General features: G+C 66.9%; 20 protein-coding genes. 7 read left to right on the top strand and 13 right to left on the bottom strand.

Translation table 11 applies throughout. The features are described from left to right. Positions 1-221 precede the first annotated feature (221 nt). Entirely contained in the window at positions 222-659 is a 438-nt protein-coding gene (locus CRO39_RS06115; protein ID WP_141400735.1) for a hypothetical protein, read from the bottom strand. Positions 660-753: 94 nt separating this feature from the next. Next, positions 754-2,097 (bottom strand): PQQ-dependent sugar dehydrogenase, encoded by a 1,344-nt coding sequence (locus CRO39_RS06110; protein WP_425479668.1) that lies wholly within the window; start codon positions 2,095-2,097, stop codon positions 754-756. 410 nt (positions 2,098-2,507) lie between these two features. Between CRO39_RS06110 and CRO39_RS06105 the strand changes: the two genes are divergently transcribed. After that, positions 2,508-2,696 carry a hypothetical protein gene (locus CRO39_RS06105; RefSeq protein ID WP_097120988.1) on the top strand — a complete coding sequence of 63 codons (189 nt, stop codon included), beginning with the start codon at positions 2,508-2,510 and terminating at the stop codon, positions 2,694-2,696. Positions 2,697-2,718: 22 nt separating this feature from the next. On the opposite strand, the gene CRO39_RS06100 is transcribed toward CRO39_RS06105, so the two are convergent. The 4 genes from CRO39_RS06100 to gnd form a co-directional block, all read right to left on the bottom strand. Continuing rightward, on the bottom strand, positions 2,719-2,913 hold the full coding sequence (locus CRO39_RS06100) for a CPXCG motif-containing cysteine-rich protein (RefSeq protein ID WP_097120987.1): 195 nt from the start codon (positions 2,911-2,913) through the stop codon (positions 2,719-2,721). A gap of 28 nt (positions 2,914-2,941) precedes the next feature. After that, positions 2,942-3,235: a DUF3247 family protein gene (locus CRO39_RS06095; protein ID WP_097120986.1), complete on the bottom strand. Its 294-nt coding sequence runs from the start codon at positions 3,233-3,235 to the stop codon at positions 2,942-2,944. A 131-nt stretch (positions 3,236-3,366) separates the two neighbouring features. Next, positions 3,367-4,050 carry a type 1 glutamine amidotransferase domain-containing protein gene (locus CRO39_RS06090; RefSeq protein WP_097120985.1) on the bottom strand — a complete coding sequence of 228 codons (684 nt, stop codon included), beginning with the start codon at positions 4,048-4,050 and terminating at the stop codon, positions 3,367-3,369. A 105-nt stretch (positions 4,051-4,155) separates the two neighbouring features. Beyond that, a complete protein-coding gene (gene gnd, locus CRO39_RS06085) occupies positions 4,156-5,061 on the bottom strand; it encodes a phosphogluconate dehydrogenase (NAD(+)-dependent, decarboxylating) (RefSeq protein WP_097120984.1) in 906 nt (301 codons plus the stop codon). Positions 5,062-5,242: 181 nt separating this feature from the next. On the opposite strand from gnd, the gene CRO39_RS06080 reads away from it, so the two are divergent. Continuing rightward, on the top strand, positions 5,243-6,127 hold the full coding sequence (locus CRO39_RS06080) for a TIGR01777 family oxidoreductase (protein ID WP_097120983.1): 885 nt from the start codon (positions 5,243-5,245) through the stop codon (positions 6,125-6,127). A 27-nt stretch (positions 6,128-6,154) separates the two neighbouring features. On the opposite strand, the gene CRO39_RS06075 is transcribed toward CRO39_RS06080, so the two are convergent. After that, entirely contained in the window at positions 6,155-7,039 is an 885-nt protein-coding gene (locus CRO39_RS06075; protein WP_141400734.1) for a hypothetical protein, read from the bottom strand. A 3-nt stretch (positions 7,040-7,042) separates the two neighbouring features. On the opposite strand from CRO39_RS06075, the gene CRO39_RS06070 reads away from it, so the two are divergent. After that, positions 7,043-7,906: an SDR family oxidoreductase gene (locus tag CRO39_RS06070; RefSeq protein ID WP_097120981.1), complete on the top strand. Its 864-nt coding sequence runs from the start codon at positions 7,043-7,045 to the stop codon at positions 7,904-7,906. Between the two features lie 30 nt (positions 7,907-7,936). Here the strand turns inward: CRO39_RS06070 and CRO39_RS06065 are convergent, their stop codons facing one another. Then, positions 7,937-8,443 carry a hypothetical protein gene (locus CRO39_RS06065; protein ID WP_097120980.1) on the bottom strand — a complete coding sequence of 169 codons (507 nt, stop codon included), beginning with the start codon at positions 8,441-8,443 and terminating at the stop codon, positions 7,937-7,939. 62 nt (positions 8,444-8,505) lie between these two features. Here CRO39_RS06065 and CRO39_RS06060 point away from each other — a divergent pair, with 62 nt between their 5' ends. Further along, positions 8,506-8,865, top strand: coding sequence for an MmcQ/YjbR family DNA-binding protein (locus tag CRO39_RS06060; protein WP_097120979.1), 360 nt, complete (start codon positions 8,506-8,508; stop codon positions 8,863-8,865). A gap of 92 nt (positions 8,866-8,957) precedes the next feature. On the opposite strand, the gene CRO39_RS06055 is transcribed toward CRO39_RS06060, so the two are convergent. Next, the gene (locus CRO39_RS06055) at positions 8,958-9,473 is read right to left on the bottom strand and encodes a DUF1993 domain-containing protein (RefSeq protein ID WP_238394488.1); all 516 of its coding nucleotides are present in this window, start codon (positions 9,471-9,473) and stop codon (positions 8,958-8,960) included. A 332-nt stretch (positions 9,474-9,805) separates the two neighbouring features. Between CRO39_RS06055 and CRO39_RS06050 the strand changes: the two genes are divergently transcribed. Both CRO39_RS06050 and CRO39_RS06045 read left to right on the top strand, forming a co-directional pair. Then, positions 9,806-10,345, top strand: a complete 540-nt coding sequence (locus CRO39_RS06050) for an outer membrane beta-barrel protein (RefSeq protein WP_097120978.1) — start codon at positions 9,806-9,808, stop codon at positions 10,343-10,345. 105 nt (positions 10,346-10,450) lie between these two features. Beyond that, positions 10,451-10,969 (top strand): adenine phosphoribosyltransferase, encoded by a 519-nt coding sequence (locus CRO39_RS06045; protein ID WP_097120977.1) that lies wholly within the window; start codon positions 10,451-10,453, stop codon positions 10,967-10,969. Between the two features lie 87 nt (positions 10,970-11,056). On the opposite strand, the gene CRO39_RS06040 is transcribed toward CRO39_RS06045, so the two are convergent. Further along, positions 11,057-11,275, bottom strand: a complete 219-nt coding sequence (locus tag CRO39_RS06040) for a hypothetical protein (RefSeq protein ID WP_097120976.1) — start codon at positions 11,273-11,275, stop codon at positions 11,057-11,059. Between the two features lie 122 nt (positions 11,276-11,397). Next, positions 11,398-11,874 (bottom strand): DoxX family protein, encoded by a 477-nt coding sequence (locus tag CRO39_RS06035; protein ID WP_162125637.1) that lies wholly within the window; start codon positions 11,872-11,874, stop codon positions 11,398-11,400. 211 nt (positions 11,875-12,085) lie between these two features. Between CRO39_RS06035 and CRO39_RS06030 the strand changes: the two genes are divergently transcribed. Next, complete coding sequence (locus tag CRO39_RS06030; RefSeq protein WP_097120974.1) at positions 12,086-15,037, top strand: TonB-dependent receptor plug domain-containing protein; 2,952 nt, start codon at positions 12,086-12,088, stop codon at positions 15,035-15,037. Between the two features lie 72 nt (positions 15,038-15,109). Here the strand turns inward: CRO39_RS06030 and CRO39_RS06025 are convergent, their stop codons facing one another. After that, positions 15,110-15,850, bottom strand: a complete 741-nt coding sequence (locus CRO39_RS06025) for a LytR/AlgR family response regulator transcription factor (RefSeq protein WP_097120973.1) — start codon at positions 15,848-15,850, stop codon at positions 15,110-15,112. After that, positions 15,847-16,929 carry a sensor histidine kinase gene (locus tag CRO39_RS06020; protein WP_097120972.1) on the bottom strand — a complete coding sequence of 361 codons (1,083 nt, stop codon included), beginning with the start codon at positions 16,927-16,929 and terminating at the stop codon, positions 15,847-15,849. The genes CRO39_RS06025 and CRO39_RS06020 overlap by 4 nt, the downstream gene beginning before the upstream one ends. Positions 16,930-17,032: the final 103 nt, after the last annotated feature.

The raw sequence follows: 17,032 nt of genomic DNA, 5'->3' as shown, positions 1-17,032 counted from the left end.
GGCCGGCGGGCTGGGGGGTGCGGAGAGCAGGCCATGGAGGGCCTGCGGCCCGACGTAAAGACACGACGTCGTCAGGAGGGCGGAGTACCCCCCAGCCTGACGGGCGGCGGCTCCTACCGAAGCCGAGCTCCCCGGAAGTGGGAGAAGAACCCTAGAAAAAGTGGCTGTCTGGCCTCGCTTCCTGACTCCAGCTTGGAAGCGGGCCATCTGGCTGCCTTTTCCTATCCCAACCAGCCGCGCGCTGCCGCCTTGCGCGAGTATCCCAACAGCAACAGCGCAATCACGATCAGCACCGCCGGCATCACCAGCCCTGCCGGACCGAAGGCCTGCCAGGCTGGCGTGAACAGGTAGGCCGAGATCATCTGCACCAGCAGGCCAAGCAGCGACACCGTAAAGAACAGCACCGCCCAACGCTTCTTCAGCAACAGGCCGAGCGCACCGAGCACGCCACCGAACACCGCCACCGCGAAGGCGATGTTCAACCAGGCCGGTGTGGCTTCGTACACCTGGCGCTGCTCGGCCGGCATCGCCGCCAGCGCTTCCGGCGTCATCATCATCTGCATGGCGAACATCGCCACGCCCAGCAGATTCCACAGCAACGCCAGCACCGCAACCACCCAGAAGCTCTTCGGACGCACGGACGAATCGACAGTAGCCATCATTTCCTCCCCAGGACGCGATTGAACCGCCGCCGAGCATACGCCTGTCGGCGCAGGCGTTTGCGTAAGCCCGGTTATCATTTTGCCCGCAGGCTTATCGCGGCGTCACCCGCCAGATCGCGTTGCCGACATCGTCGGCCACCAGCAGAGCGCCTGCGCGGTCGATGACCACCCCGACCGGCCGGCCGCGCGCATTGCCCTTGCCGTCAAGAAAGCCAGTCAGCACATCCTGCAACTGGCCCTGCGGCCGGCCATCGGCGAACGGCAGGTAGACCACCTTGTAGCCCACCGGATCCCTGCGGTTCCACGAACCATGCAGGCCGATGAAGGCACCGCCGCGGTAGCGTTGCGGCAGCAGCTCGCCGGTATGGAACGTCAGTCCCAGCGCCGCCACATGCGCGCCCAGCGCGTAGTCCGGCGCAATCGCAGTAGCCACCAGATCCGGACGCGGCGGCTTCACCCGCGCATCCACATGTTGGCCCCAGTAGCTGTAGGGCCAACCATAGAAGGCACCTTCGCGCACCGAGGTCAGGTAGTCCGGCACCAGTTGGTCGCCGATCTCGTCGCGTTCGTTGACCACCGTGTACAGCGCACCGGTCTGCGGTTCCCAGGCCAGGCCGACCGGATTGCGCAAGCCGGAAGCGAACACGCGGCGGGCGCCGGTAGCGGGATCGATTTCCAGCACCGCGGCGCGGTCGGTTTCGTTGTCCATGCCGTTTTCGCCGACGTTGCTGTTGGAGCCCACGCCCACGTACAGACGGCTGCCGTCGGCGCTGGCGACCAGGCTCTTGGTCCAGTGGTGGTTGATCGGCCCGCCCGGCAGATCGGCGACCTTCACCGGCGCGGTAGCGATGCGGGTGTCGCCCTGGCGGTAGGGAACCCGCACTACCGCATCGGCGTTGGCGATATACATCCAGTCGCCGATCAACGCCATTCCGAACGGCGAAAACAGATCCTGCAGCAACACGCTGCGCGTCTCCGCGATGCCGTCGCCGTCGGCATCGCGCAGCAGGGTGATGCGGTTGGCGCTGGGTACGGCGGCGCCGGCCTTCTTCATGGCGCGTTTCATGAACCAGCCGCGCAAACCGCCCGGTTCATCCGGTTTCGGCGGCGCATTGGTTTCGGCCACCAGCACGTCGCCGTTGGGCAGCACGTACAGCCAGCGCGGATGATCCAGATCCCGTGCGAACGCCTGCACCGCCAGGCCTTCGGCCGGCTGCGGCGCGGCGCCCTCCGGCCAGCCGACGGCAGGTGCGATGTTGACGGTGGGAATGCGCTGGCGCTTGGCGGGCGGCAGTACCGGCTCCGGTCCGGTTTCGCCGAGACCGCTGACCGGCTGTCCGGAGCAACCGGCAGAGGCAAACGCGAGTACGACGATCGCAACGATGCGATTCCAGCGGCGGCTCCAGCGTGGCATGGCGATTCCTGATGCCCGGATCGTTCATCAAGCTAACCGGGGCGGCGGTAAACACCGCGTCAACGGCGACGGCCGCGGAATTCGCGCAGTGCTGACATTAGAGCGTGTTATGAACTCTGGGATGAGATGCGTTGCGCGCCAGCGCCGTTGCAGCAAGCCGGCCGGCGCCGTCCTTGGGTGGTGCCCAAGGCCAGCCGGGCAACGCGGCTGCGGCGGTGCTGGCGCGCAACCCCCGTATCAAGTACGGGGCAGGCTCTTCGGGAAGGCCGCTGTCGCGGCGCCATGCGGCGTTGCACGCCTTGGCCAGGCCACCAGCCTGACCGGCGGCGTGCGCCTTGCCTGACACCGCGACAGCAGCCTTCGCACTCACCCCAAAGGCCATAACACGCTCTAGAGCGAATAGTTTGAAAGGAATCACTCCGGAGAACGGCATGCACGGTACCCCCAAACCCCGCGACAACCGCCAAAGCGATCCGCAGAAATCCGACACGCCCGACAAGTACCGCAACGACAAGGCGCAATGGAAAGCGCCGGATCAGCCCGACCACACCGGCACGCGCGGACGCCGCGACCCGGAAAAGGACTACCCGGGCGTCCACGACGGCAGCAAAGACCGCTGAGCCCCGGCCTTGTCCTCGCCGCTCAGGCCTCGTTTTCGGCGCTGACGCTCAGCTGCGGCGTGCCGTCCCGGTCCAGCCGCAGGCGGATCTGGATGGGGCGGCAGCAGACCTGGCAATCTTCGATATACGACTGCTCTCCGGCGGAGTCGTCGACAAAGACGGTGATCGTTTCGCCGCAGTACGGGCACACGATGTCCTCGGCAGGCAACGACGCCATCGCTACGGGCCCTGGCGCATCGCCTGTCTCAGGCCGAACCCAGCGGAAAGATGTCGCGCACCTGGTCCAGCCACAGGTAATGCGCCTGTTCGGGATGTTCCAGATCGTCCAGCCGCAGCACCGCGTTGATGCCTTCCTGGCCATCGCTGGTGCGGAAGATCTGCGCGCTGGGACGGGTGGCGACCACGCCGCGCAGGGCGCTGCCATCGTCCATCGTCAACTGCACGATGGCCTCGTCCGGCAACGCGGCGATATTGGCTTCCAGCAGGGCGACATCGGCGGCCTGGGTGAACACGCGGTCGGGTAGCTGCAACTGGCTCATGGCGGCATCTCCTGTGGGGATGCGGCGACGCTAACGCCTGAAACGTAAGAGGCCGTGAATGGCGGTGCCGGCCACACGGCGATGCGAGCCCCGCGCGCCGGGAATGCGGCAGGCCCTGCCCCACCGCGCCCTCATCGCCGCCGCAACAACACCAGCACCGCTTCGGCGGCCGCTTCCGACGAAGCCGGATTCTGGCCGGTGACCAGATGGCCGTCGGTGACCACATGGCTCTGCCAGTCGCCAGCGCGGCTGTAGTGGGCGCCGTTGTCGGCCAGCATGTCCTCCAGCAGGAACGGCACCACGTCGGTCAACCCCGCCACCGCCTCCTCGCTGTTGCTGAAGCCGGTCACATGCTTGCCCTTGACCAGCGGCTCGCCCAGCGCGCCCCGCGGATGGCGCAACACCGCCGGACCATGGCAGACCGCCGCGACCGGCTTGCCGGCGGCGAAGGTCTTCTCGATCAGCGCGATCGAATGCCGGTCTTCGCACAAATCCCATAGCGGGCCGTGCCCGCCGGGGTAGAACAGCGCATCGATGTCCTCATCCGCCACCTCGGCCAGCTTGCGCGTCTGCGCCAGCGCCGCCAGCGCTTCGGCATCGCCATTGAAGCGCACAGTGGCCGGGGTCTGCGCGTCCGGCGCCTCGCTCTTGGGATCCAGCGGCGGCTGCCCGCCCTTGGGCGAGGCCAGCACCACCTCGGCGCCGGCATCCTTGAACACGTAATACGGCGCGGCGAATTCTTCCAGCCAGAATCCGGTGGGCTTGCCGCTGTCGCCAAGCCGATCATGCGAGGTCAACACCATCAGGATTTTCATGTTCCGCTCCGTGCCGCGCAAACGCGGTCCATCCGCTTCCGATCTCCTTAGTAGCAGCCGCACCGCTAAGCTTTCGTGACCGCGCCGAAGCGGCGGCGCTGCCGGCTATCCCTGCTTGATGGCGTGGCCGCCGAATTGGTTGCGCATGGCCGCCAGCAGCTTGTCGGTGAACGAATCGTCATCGCGCGAGCGCAGCCGTTCCAGCAGCGACAGCGTGATCACCGGCGCGGCGACGTTCAGCGCGATCGCCTCGGCGGCGGTCCAGCGGCCCTCGCCGGAATCCTCCACATACGGCGCAATGCCGGCCAGGGAAGGGTTCTTCTTCAACGCATCGGAGGTCAGATCCAGCAGCCAGGAACGCACCACGCTGCCGTTGCGCCAGATTTCGGCGATCTGGTGCAGATCCAGCGCGAATTCCTGCTTGTGCTGCAGGATCGCAAAGCCCTCGGCGTAGGCCTGCATCAGCCCGTATTCGATGCCGTTGTGGATCATCTTGCTGTAATGCCCGGCGCCGCTGGGCCCCACCCGGCCCCAGCCGCTGTCCGGTGCCGGCGCCAGCGTGGCGAACAACGGGCGCAGGCGTTCGACTTCGGCTTCGCCACCGCCGATCATCAGGCTGTAGCCTTCGCTCAGTCCCCACACGCCGCCGCTGGTGCCGCAATCGACATAGGCGATGCCCGCGGCGGCCAGTTCGCCGGCGCGGCGCTGGCTGTCCTTGTAGAACGAATTGCCGCCGTCGATCACGGTATCGCCCGGCGCCAGCAACGGCAGCAGCGCGGCCAAGGTGTCATCGACGATCTGCCCGGCCGGCACCATCAGCCACACCGCGCGCGGCGCAGCCAACGCGTCCACCAGTTGCCGCAGCGATGCGGCGGCCTGGATGCCGCGCCCGGCAGCCTGTTCGCGCGCCGCCTCGCCGGGGTCGTAGCCGACAACCTGGTGCCCGCCACGGACCAGCCGCTCGGCCATATTGGCGCCCATCCGGCCCAACCCGATCATTCCCAGTTGCATATGCATTCCTCACCGATTGTGTAGGCCCGAGCCTACCCCAGAACCCGATGGCGCCGTGGCAACGCCGTGCCAAGCCGGCACATCCGGTCACTGCCCGCACCTGCCGTTCCGCACCGCCATGCGGAGTAGACTGGCGCCTGTCGACGCTCGCAATCGGTCGCGCCGCAACGGAGCCGTTGCCATGCAGGTACTTGTCACCGGAGGCAGCGGCTTCATCGGCCGCGCACTATGCCAACAGCTGTTGCAGGCCGGGCATCATCCGACCGTGCTGACCCGCGACGTCCGCGCCGCCGCCCACCGCCTGCCCGGAGTGCGGCTGATCGGCGCACTGGACGAACTGGAACGCGCCGACGCCGCGGTCAACCTGGCCGGCGAATCGCTGACCGCAGGCCGCTGGAATGCCCGCCGCAAGCAGGCGTTCCGCGATTCGCGCATCGGCACCACGCAGCGCTTGCTGGCCTGGCTGCAACAGCGGCAAACGCGGCCGGCGGTACTGGTTTCGGGATCGGCCATCGGCTACTACGGCCCGCGCGACGACACGCCGCTGGACGAAACCGCCGCACCCGGCAACGACTTTGCCGCGCGGCTATGCCGCGACTGGGAAACCGAGGCGGCCAAGGCGGCCGGACTGGGCGTACGCGTCTGCCTGCTTCGCACCGGCATCGTGCTGGGCGCCGACGGCGGCGCGCTGGGCAAGATGTTGCCGCCATTCCGGCTGGGCCTGGGCGGTCCGATGGGCAGCGGCCGCCAGTGGATGAGCTGGGTGCACCGCGCCGATCTGGTGCGGCTGATCCTGTGGCTGCTGGAAAGCCAGGATGGCAGCGGCGCCTACAACGCCACCGCGCCGCATCCGGTGACCAACCGGGAATTCGCGCAGACGCTGGGCCGGGTGTTGCGGCGGCCGGCACTGCTGACCACGCCGGCGCCGGCATTGAGATTGATGTTCGGCGAGATGGCCGACCTGCTGCTGACCGGCCAGCGCGTGGTGCCGCAGCGCGCACAGGCGCAGGGTTTCGAATTCGCTCATCCGCAGCTGGAGCAGGCGCTGCGCGATTTGTTGGCGTGACGGCCTGCGCCTTGCAGAACCAACTCGCTACCGGTCGTCCAGCAGGAAGTTGCAGATCATCCCCGCGCAGCCACCGCTGTCGAGATCCAGAATAGGCGAGTGGCCGGCATGGCCGCGCGGGAATGGCGCATGCGGAGGAAGCAGGAACACCACTGCGTTGGCACCGGACAGGCCATCGGGAATCACGAAGTCCCTCTGTATCAGATAAGCAGTGCCATGACGCGTGAACTCGTCGAACCGCTCACCGATGCGGCGCCCGCTGGCCACGGCATAACGTTGTTTCCAGCGTTCCAGGTCGCTTGATGTCGCCAGCCGTATCTCGCCGCGGCGCAGCGCTTCGGCCAGGCCGGCTGCGCCGTCGCTGCGCCGGCCCGCGATGTCTTCTGTCGGGTCCGGTTGCGCCGTCGGCCGCTCGGCATAGCGGGCCAGCAACTGGGCTTCGGTCACCGTGGGCGGCGGCAATGGGCGCGGCGCGGGCGCAACAAGCGCCGGCACTGGTGCAGGCATCGGTGTTGGGGCTGCCGCTGTAGCGGCGGGCGCGATCGTCACCGGCGCATCCGCTGGCGGAGCCGGCACAGCTTCAATCGCCGCCTCGCCATCAAGATCAAGCATGTTCCGCAGCGGCGCATAGTGGGCAACCAGACCGTAGGCAGCCGCGGCCAGCGGCACCAGCAGCAGCCAGGAGTACTGACGGCTTGATGGCGGTGGCTCCTGCGCTGGCAGCCAGCGGCCGCGCAGCGGTGGCGTTCTTTCCTTGCTCATTCTTGTTGTCCCTGACCGGCATCCTGGACAGGAAAATAGCAGAATCCGACTCTCCCAGCGGGGCGGATTGCACCGTTCTTCATCGCATGCCCACAGGCCCGTAACGTCCGCGCCGATAACTTCGGGCTCGAGCACGCTGAAGGAGAACATGTCATGGCCGCCACCAAGAAGCGCGTCAATCCGCCGCAGCGGCAACGCCGCCAACCCGGCCGCCAGAGCGCGATGCATCCGCAGCCGGAAACCATTCGCGACAGCTATCGCGGCAGCGGCAAGCTGGCCGGCAAGGTGGCGCTGATCACCGGCGGCGATAGCGGTATCGGCCGCGCGGTGGCGGTGCATTTCGCCCGCGAAGGCGCGGCGGTGGCCATCGCCTATCTGTCCGAGGACGCCGATGCCGCCGAAGCGCAGCGACTGGTGGAAGCCGAAGGCGTGCGCTGCCTGCTTGTCCGCACCGATCTGTCGACACCGGCGAATTGCCAGAAAACGGTCGACAAGACCGTCGCGAAACTGGGTGCGCTGGACGTGCTGGTCAACAATCATGCCCAGCAATACCCAGTCGAACAGGCCGAAGAACTGACGCCAGCGCGCGTGCGCAAGACCTTCGAGACCAACCTGTTCTCGTTCTTCTATCTGGTCGATGCGGCGCTTCCGCACCTGCCTGACAACGGCTGCATCATCAATACCGGCTCGATCACCGGCGTGCGCGGACACGCCACGCTGCTGGACTACGCGGCAACCAAGGGCGCCATCCACGCGATGACCTTTTCGCTGGCATCGTCGCTGGCCGATCGCGGCATCCGCGTCAACGCGGTCGCGCCGGGTCCGATCTGGACGCCGCTGATACCGGCCTCGTTCGATCGCAAACAGGTGGCCGAGTTCGGCTCCGACACGTTGATGAAGCGGCCCGGGCAGCCGTCGGAAGTCGCGCCGGCCTATGTCTTCCTGGCCAGCGACGATGCCAGCTTCATCACCGGGCAGCTGATCCACATCAACGGCGGCGGACACATCTCGGCCTGACGCGGCGACGGCCGGCGGTGGCCAGCCGCGTCACGGCAACTCGACGGTGCCGCGGCCGACATCGCGGCCGCCTTCCTGCACCAGGAAGCCGAGCTTGTCGCGCGGCAGAGTGACATCTTCGCGGCAGCGCCCGCTTATCCGATGGCTGTCGCCGGGCGAAAATGCGGAGACCGGCTGACTCATGTCCAGCACGCAGACCACCTCGGTCGGCGCAGCGTCGAACAGCAGGGTTGGCCGATAGTTGGCGGGGAAAGCCTCATGCGCGCTGCCGGCTTCGCGCGGCGCCATCGTCACCATTGCGACAAACGGCTGCTCCGCCTGCAGGATGACGGTATCGGCTTCGGTGTCTGCGGGCGCTGGGGTCGCGACCGCAGCGGCCGGCGGCGTCGGCTCGGGTGGCTGGCTGGATTCTTCGCCGCAGGCGGCGATCAAGCTCATGGCAAGGGCCAGCAAAACGGCACGGGCGGATCGATGCGCGAACATGCGGATATCCTCGGATGGAGCCGCCTGATTATCCGCATCCGCGGTGAACGCCATGTGCCGCCAGGCGGCGGGCACGGCTGTCTCCGGAGGCAGCCGCCACCGGCTAACATGCCGGCATGAACAGTGAACAGATGAAGGCGTTCTGCGCCGCGTTGCCCGGCGCCACCGCAACCCTGCATGGGCCGCCGGCCAACATCCTGACCTATGCGGTCGGCGGCAAGCGATTCGCCCACTTCAAGACCAGCGATCCGGAACGGTGGCGTTTCAGCTTCAAGGCAAGTCCGGAGCGCTTTGTCGAACTGACCGACATCCCCGGCGTCAAGCCGGCGCGCTGGCTGGGCCGCTACCGCTGGGTGACGGTGGTCGACGTGCGCACGCTGCCCGAGGCCTATCTGACCGAACTGGTGCGCTGGTCGTACGAGGCCGCGCTGGCGACGTTGGGCAAATCGCGGCAGGCGCAGATCCGCGCTGGTTGACCCGCGCCGCGCCGCGTTTGCCAGGCAAGGGGCAACCGCCGCACGGTGCGCGTCCCGGGAGCGCCCGCGCCGCCCTTGCGGCGGCGGCCCCGTCAGTTGCCGCCCAGATAATCCGACTTGCCCAGCGGAACGCCGTTGCTGCGCAGGATGGCGTAGGCGGTGGACACATGGAAATACAGGTTCGGCAGCACGAATCCGAACAGGTAACCGCGGCCATCGAAGCGCAGATCGCCGCGGCTGCGGGTGGGCAGCAGCACTTCGCGCGTTTCGCTGCCGTCGATCTGTTCGGCACTGAAGCTGCCGAGGTATTCGATCGTCCGATCCAGCCGCGCATACAGTTCATCGAATCCGGTTTCGGTATCGTCGAAACGCATCGACTCCACCCCGGCCAAGCGTGCGGGGGCGAACTTTGCCGTATCGGTCGCAATCTGCACCTGCCGCAGCAACGGCAGCATGTCCGGATACAGCCGCGACTGCAGCAATACGGCTGGGTCGTAGCCCTGCGACTGCGCATGCGTCTGGCCCTTGCGCAGGATTTCGCGCAGGTTGCGCAGCGCACGCTGCAATACCGGAACCGAGGCCTGGTACATCGAAAGCGATTCGCTCATGGGTCGTACGGATAGTGGCGGGAGCGGCAAGCTTAGCCAGTAGCGGCGGATGCGATTAGCCATGCATTTCGGGAGAGACCATCCCAAAACACCTGCGGATTTTCCGCTCCGCGCGCGGCACGCGCCGCGCGCGATGGTGCAACGGTTCGATGCCTGGTTGCGTTCCACTGACGGGAAGCTGCGTCGCCTGTCTTCGCATTTGAAACCACCGCATCGCGCCCATCTATGGCCTGCAACGATGGCTGCGCCGGCATTCCGCCGGGACCCGTCGTCGAATCCATCGCCGCTCCCTTCCCCCGCGTTGCGATGGCTGATGCAGGAGTTTGCAATCCATGAACAAGAACAACACGTTGCTGTCCACCGCTCTGATTGCCGCCCTCGCCGGCGGTGCCGTCTTTGGCGCCCAGGCAGCGGAAGACCGGGGCTTCTACGCCGGTGCCGGCGCTGGCCAGTCGCTGGTCGACGAAGGCAGCTACGACGACGAAGACACCGCGTTCTCGGTGTTCGGCGGCTATCAGTTCAACCGCTATTTTGCGCTGGAAGGCGGCTACGCCGATCTGGGCAGCCTGGAAAGCGATGGCGTCGGCCGCGATCTGGAAGCCAGCTCGGTCTATCTGACCGCGGTCGGCATCGTGCCGTTCACCGAGAAGTTTTCCGGCTACGCCAAGGCCGGTTTCCAGCGCTGGGACCTGGACGCCGGCATCCCCGCCCTTACCGGCACCGGCGATGACAGCGGCACCGACCCCACCTACGGTGTCGGCCTACAGTACCGCTTCAACGGCAACGTAGCGTTGCGCGGCGAGTACAGCCGTTTCGAGATCGAAGACGCCGATGTCGATCTGGCGCAGGTGCAGGTGCGCTTCGACTTCTGAACCGGCGCCACAGGCAGGGCAAAGGCCGCCGGTGCGCTGGCGGCTTTTGCCTGGGTGGCGCTGCGGGTTTAGCATGCCCCGACCTTCCAACGCAGTCCTGCAGCCATGTCCCGCTGGCAAGATCTGATTCGCGATGTCGCCGACTTCCCCAGGCCCGGCATCCTGTTCAAGGACATCACCCCGGTGCTGGCGGATGCGGACGGGTTCGAGGAAGCCGTGGAAGCCATGGCCGAGCCGTGGCGCGGCATGGCGCTGGATGCGGTGATTGGCGTGGAGTCGCGCGGTTTCATCCTGGGCGCGGCGCTGGCGCGCGCGCTGGGCACCGGTTTCGTGCCGGTCCGCAAGCCCGGCAAGCTGCCGGGCGCCACCCTGACCGCCGAATACGCGCTGGAATACGGCAGCGACCGCCTGCAAATCCGCACCGACGCGCTGCCGCCCGGCGCACGCGTCATCGTCGTCGACGATGTCCTTGCCACCGGCGGCACCCTGCGCGCGGCGGTGGCGCTGGCGCAACGGCAGGGCGCGCATGTGCTTGGCGCTGCAGTGCTGGTGGAACTGGGTTTCCTGCAGGCGCGCGACCGCTGGGACGCTGCATTGCCGCTGCGGGCCGCCGCGACATTCTGATTAGCGCTTGGGCCTGACCGGCGGCGTGCGCCTTGCCTGACGCCGCGACAGCAGCCTTCGCACTCACCCCAACGGCCATAATACGCTCTAGTCGCGCACCACAGTGATGTATGCACCGGTGCCGATCACGCGGAACGTATCGCTGTCCACCCGCTGCAGGGCGCTGCCGTCTTCCAGCTGGTAAACCGGCGCAGGCTGCGCTGCCGCCGCCGACGTGCGGCGCTCGTTGTCGCCTGCGCGGCGCAGCACGTTGACCTTGCAACGCGTGCCGGCCTGATCCTGGGCGAAGAAATAGTCGGTGTTCATGCCTTTCTCCTGGGCCACGGGAGGCCAAGGTACGCCGGCTTTCGTTAACTTGCCGCTAGAGGGATGTGCAGAAATCGATGCGCGGCGCGGCCGATCCGGGCTTTCCCGCGCGTTGCCAGGCGCTACGGGCTTGCGGGATTTCCCGGGCCGGAGACGCCGCCGTCCTCTTGCCGCCGCCGGCGTCCGAGCGCGTACCGGCCCGGGCCGCGGGCGCTGAAGTAGAACCCGAGCATCGCCAGCACGCTGGCCGGAAACGCCGCGCGTATGCCGGCGTGCGCGTCGACCATCGCCACCGCCACGATGAAGTTGGCGGCGCAGAAGATTCCCGCCGTGCGGAAGCCCAGGCCGGAGATGAAGGCCAGGCCGCACAGGCACTGCACCCATACCGACAACGGCGCCAGCAGGCTGGGGTACGGGAAGCGGTGATAGGCCAGAAACGCGGCGAACTCGGACATGCGCTCGGCGCTGGCGATGTTGTCGGCAACTCCCCATACCAGGAAACCGCCAACCAGTACGCGCAGCGCGGCCAGCGCCAGATCCTCCCACCATTCCATGCGCTGCCGGCCGCGCGGAAGCGATGTGGCGCTGGCGCTGATCATCGGCAAATCGTCCCCTCCGCTGCACATGGCAGACGCATTCCATCGGAGATGGCGAGTATCCCGCCGGTCGCCGGGGTTGCAATACCCGCCGCCAAAGCCGCCCATCCGTGCATATCCATCTGCCTGCTGGCGCGCAGAATCGAAAGTTAAGGATTCGTAATTTCTTCAGGCCGGCCCAGCCGCGCTTCCGTTTCCTTTTCTGGAGTCACGAATGTACAAGCTCACACTCGCCACCGCGGTCCGGAGGGCGTTGCTGACGTCCGCCAGCCTGGCGACCGCCCTGCCCGCCGCCCACGCGCTAGCGCAACAGGGCGAGCCCGGCGGCGCGAACCAGGCCACCACGCTTGACCGCATCGAAGTCACCGGCACCCGCATCCGCCAGGTCGACACCGAAACCTCGCAGCCGGTGCTGACCATCAGCCGCGGCGATATCGAAAAGCAGGGATTCGCCTCGGTGGCCGACATCCTGCAGAACATCAGCGCGGTCGGCACACCGCCGATCAGCCGCGCCCAGCCGCTGTCCTCGGGAGAAGCGGTCGGCGGTACCTTCATCAGCCTGCGCGACCTTGGCGCACAGCGCACCCTGGTGCTGCTCAACGGCAAGCGGCTGGGCATCACCACCACCGGGCTGCAGGATATTTCAACCGTGCCGGTGGCTGCGGTGGAGCGCATCGAAGTGCTGAAGGATGGCGCCTCGTCCATCTACGGGTCCGATGCCATCGCCGGCGTCATCAACATCATCACCCGTTCCGGGTTTGAAGGCGCCAGCGTCGGAGCCTACTTCGGCCAGTACGGCGAAGGCGACGGCGATACCACCATCGGCGACTTCGTGATGGGCTTCAGCGGCGACCGCGGTTCGTTGACCATCGGCGCCGAATGGGCCGACGAGAAGCGGGTGGCCGCTGCCGACCGTCCGTATTCGCGTTACCCGCGCTCGCACTACCACCCGGACGACGGTTGGACGCCGGTGGGCCAGTACGGCGGCTTCGCCGTCACCAGCGCCTTCCCGTTGCCGGGATTCGCCAACGGCCGCTATGTCCTGCGCGAAGGCGGCGATCCGCGCAACCCGGCCGACTACCGCCCGCAGAACACCAACTCGCAGCAGACCGACGACAAGACCAATACCAACCTGCAGACCGATCTGCGCACTCCGCAGGAGCGCCGCGCTCTGTTTGTCGACGGCATCTACGACATCGCCGACAACGTGCGCTTCCGCACCAACATGATGTACAGCATGCGCGACAGCCTGCGCCAGATCGCCGGCTATCCGTACCAGGCACTGGCCTTTGACACGCCGATGTCGGCCGACAGCTACTTCAATCCGCTGGGCGTGGAAATCGACAACTGGTGGCGCCGCACCTGGGAGATCCCGCGCCAGACCCGCGCCGAACTGACCACCTATCGTTTCAGCGGCGTCTTCGAGGGAAGCTTCGAACTGGCCAATCGCTTCTTCGACTGGGATGTCGGCTATCTGTACAACGAGAACAAGCTGGTGCAGACCGGCACTGGCAACATCAACCTGACCGCCCTGCGCGCGGCGGTTGGTCCGTCCTTCCTCAATAGCGACGGTGTGGTCCAGTGCGGCACGGCGGCAGCCCCCATCCCGCTTTCGCAGTGCGTGCCGTACAACCCGTTCCTGCCCTTTGGCGATACTCGCGCCGGCGGCCTGACCGGCAACCAGGCGCTGCAGGATTTCCTGTTCCCGACCTCGCACGCCACCGCCAAGACGGAAACCACCGTCATCACCGCCAACCTGGCCGGCACCCTGTTCGCACTGCCGGCCGGCGACCTGGGCTTTGCGATAGGCGCGGAAAACCGCAAAGAGGAAGGCAGGTTCAGCCCCGACTCGCTGGTGCAGAGCGGCAACACCACCGATCTGGCCAATTTCCCCACCGGCGGCAGCTATACGGTGGACGAAGTCTATGCCGAGTTGCAGATTCCGCTGCTGTCCGATCTGCCCGGCGCGCGCGAACTGAGCCTCAACGTGGCAAGCCGCTACTCCGACTACGATGCCTTCGGCGATACCGTCAACAACAAGTTCGGCTTCAAGTGGAAGCCATTGGATTCGTTGATGATCCGCGGCACCATCGCCGACGGTTTCCGCGCCCCGACCATCAATGATCTGTACGGCGGCGGTTCGCAGACCTTCGACACCTATACCGATCCCTGCGACACGGTCTATGGCGCGTCGGCCAGGAGCGCGGCGGTCCGCGCCAGCTGCGCCGCCGGACTGCCGTCCGGCGTCAATCCCGATACCTTCCGCCAACTGGCCCAGGGCTTCGTGCCGACCACCAATGCCGCTGCGCAGACGCCGGTGGCCTTCATCACCGGTTCCAACCCCGATGTGAAGCCGGAAGAATCCACGTCCAAGACCCTGGGCGCAGTCTGGAGCCCGGGCTTTGCGCAGGGCCTCAACCTGGCGCTGGACTGGTGGGAGATCCGGGTCGAGAACACCATCATCAACGACACTGCCAACCTGATCCTCAACGACTGCTACATCAGCAACATCGCCTCCCGCTGCACCGCTTTCGAGCGCGACCCGCTGACCGGCATCGTGACCAACCTGAAACGCACGCCCATCAACGCCGGCTATCGCGAAGTGGAAGGCTTCGATTTCGATGTCGCCTACCGCCTGCCCACCGACAGCTGGGGCAATTTCGCCATCCAGTGGACCAGCACCTACACCAGCCGCGACGAACTGGTCACCACCAAGGACCCGGTGACCCATCCCAATCCGTTCACCGGCGTGGGTTTCGCAAGCACGGTCACGGGCACGCACTTCCGCATCCGCTCCAATCTGAACTTGAGCTGGGAGTCAGGCGCGTGGGGCGCCAGCTGGACCGCGCGCTATTTCTCCGGGCTGAAGGAGCAATGCCTGAGCGTGACGCAGTATCCGGATGAGTGCACCGATCCGGCCTACCGCGCGCCCAACAACCAGGGCGTTTCGGTGCAGTCGGCCTACAACCGGACCGGTTCCAACACCTTCCACGATCTGCAGCTGCGCTGGAACGCGCCGTGGAACGCCACCGTCTCGGTCGGCGCCAACAATGTGTTCGACCACGTAGGACCTGTGCTGTACAGCCAGCCCAGCGCGAACGTCTCGTACTTCGGCGGCTTCGACATCGGACGTTTCATGTACATGCGCTACGTGCAGCGGTTCTGACCGCAGCCTGCTGCGTCGCAGCGCACTCGATGGTACGGTCCCGCAAGGGGCCGTACTGTCTTGCCCAGGCGCTCAGGCCAGGCCGAACGCGCTGCGCACCACCTGGCGGTAGCTGCGCCCGGTACGCAATACCGCGCCTTCGCGCAGATGCAACAGATACTGTCCGCCGCCGCCGGACTCCAGGCTGTCCACCGCATCGATGCGAACCAGCGCCGATCGGTGCACGCGCACGAACCTGGAAGGGTCCAGCCGTTCCGCCAGTTCGGCAATCGTGCCGCGCAGCAGGTAGTCGCGGCCGCCGACATGCAGTTCGACATAGTTGGCCTGCGCGCGCGCCCAGCTCAGCTCTTCCACCATGATGACCCGCGTCCGCCGACCCACCGATACCGCCAGGCGGGCGGCATAGTCCGTGCGCGGCGGCACGGCGCTGGCCGCCAGCTCGGGCGCACGCACCCGGTTCCGTACCCGTTCCAAGGCGGCATGCAGGCGATCGGCCGAGAAAGGCTTGAGCAGATAATCGGCGGCATCCTCGTCGAAGGCATGCACCGCATGTTCGGCGTAAGCGGTCACGAAGACGATCTGCGGGCGCGCGCCCGGCAGCGCCTGCAGCACATCGAAACCGTCCGCATCGGGCATACGGATATCCAGGAACACCACATCGGCGGCGGTGGACCGCAGTGCGCCGATGGTCTCGCGCGCGGATGCGCACTGCGCCACCACCTGCACCGCATCCATCTGCCCGAGCAACCGCTGCAGGCGCGCGCGCGCCAGCGGTTCGTCGTCGGCAATCACCGCTCGCAGCGGGCGATTCATGCCGCCAGTTCCAGTGCCCGGAGAGGCAGCCGGACCCGCGCGACGGTACCGTCGTCGCCGGCGGTACGGGTCAGCTCGAAGGCGTGGTTCTCGCCATACAGCGCGCGCAGCCGCGCACGCGTGTTGGCCAGCCCAATGCCGTGCCCGTTGCCGGGCTGGGCCGGATCCGCCTGGCCATCGTCATGCACTTCCAGTACGAGCTCATCGCCGCTGCGCCTGACCCCGACCACCACGCGTCCGGGCTGCAGGCGTGGCGCGATGGCGTGATGGATGGCGTTCTCCACCAGCGGCTGCAGCAGCAGACGCGGCACCGGCACCGACAGCAGGCTGCGATCGATTTCCCAGTGCATATGCAGGCGATCGCCCAGCCGCATCTTCTCCAGATCGACATAGCGCTCCAGCAGCGCCAGTTCCTCGCGCAAGGGAACCTGCTGCACGCTCGAGCGGTCCAGGCTGGCGCGCAGCAACTGGCCCAGCGATACCAGCATCCGGTCGGCGGCGGCGGGGTTGCGGTGGACCAGTTCGGACACCGAGTTCAATGCGTTGAAAAGAAAGTGCGGATTCAGCTGGGCCGACAGCGCCTGCAGCCGCGTCTGCATCAGACTGGCCTCCAGTTCGACGGCATGGCGCTCGCGCTGGTTGGAACGCTCGTAGTAAAGGAAGGCGTGGGCGACGCCGACGATCAACCAGCCAATCAGGAAGTTCTTGGCCACGCTGGCCGTCAACACCAGCGAAAACTCCGGTAATTCGGCGTACCAGCCGATCCAGCGGTTGAGCGCGTATACCGCCAGCGCACGCAACAGGATGATCGCCAGCACGGCCATGGCGTGCAGCAGCACCGGCAAGGCGATGCGGTCGCGTCCTATCGGAAAACGCTGCACCAGGGCAAGCAGGCCCACGGTCAGCGGCACCCACAGCCAGGCGCTGGCCAGCCCGGTCCGCAGCGCATGTCCGATCTCCAGGCCCGTCCCGGGCGCGGCGGCATTGCGCAGAGTGAGCGTTTCGACCGAAAGCACCACGCCGAACAGCGTCCAACCGGCAAAGACGGTCCACCACAGCAGGGACTTTCGTCGGAACATGCCGGCAGGCTAAGCAGATCGCCTTGCCGGCGCAACCGCGCTGGTGTCGTTGGTCCCTGCAGATGGACGGTTGGTCCCGGCCGGGTTGAATCCGCACATCGTC

The organism is Pseudoxanthomonas wuyuanensis (assembly GCF_900215535.1).
In the GTDB taxonomy this organism is placed as follows: Bacteria; Pseudomonadota; Gammaproteobacteria; order Xanthomonadales; family Xanthomonadaceae; genus Pseudoxanthomonas_A; species Pseudoxanthomonas_A wuyuanensis.
This window is presented reverse-complemented; position numbering and strand designations above follow the sequence as displayed.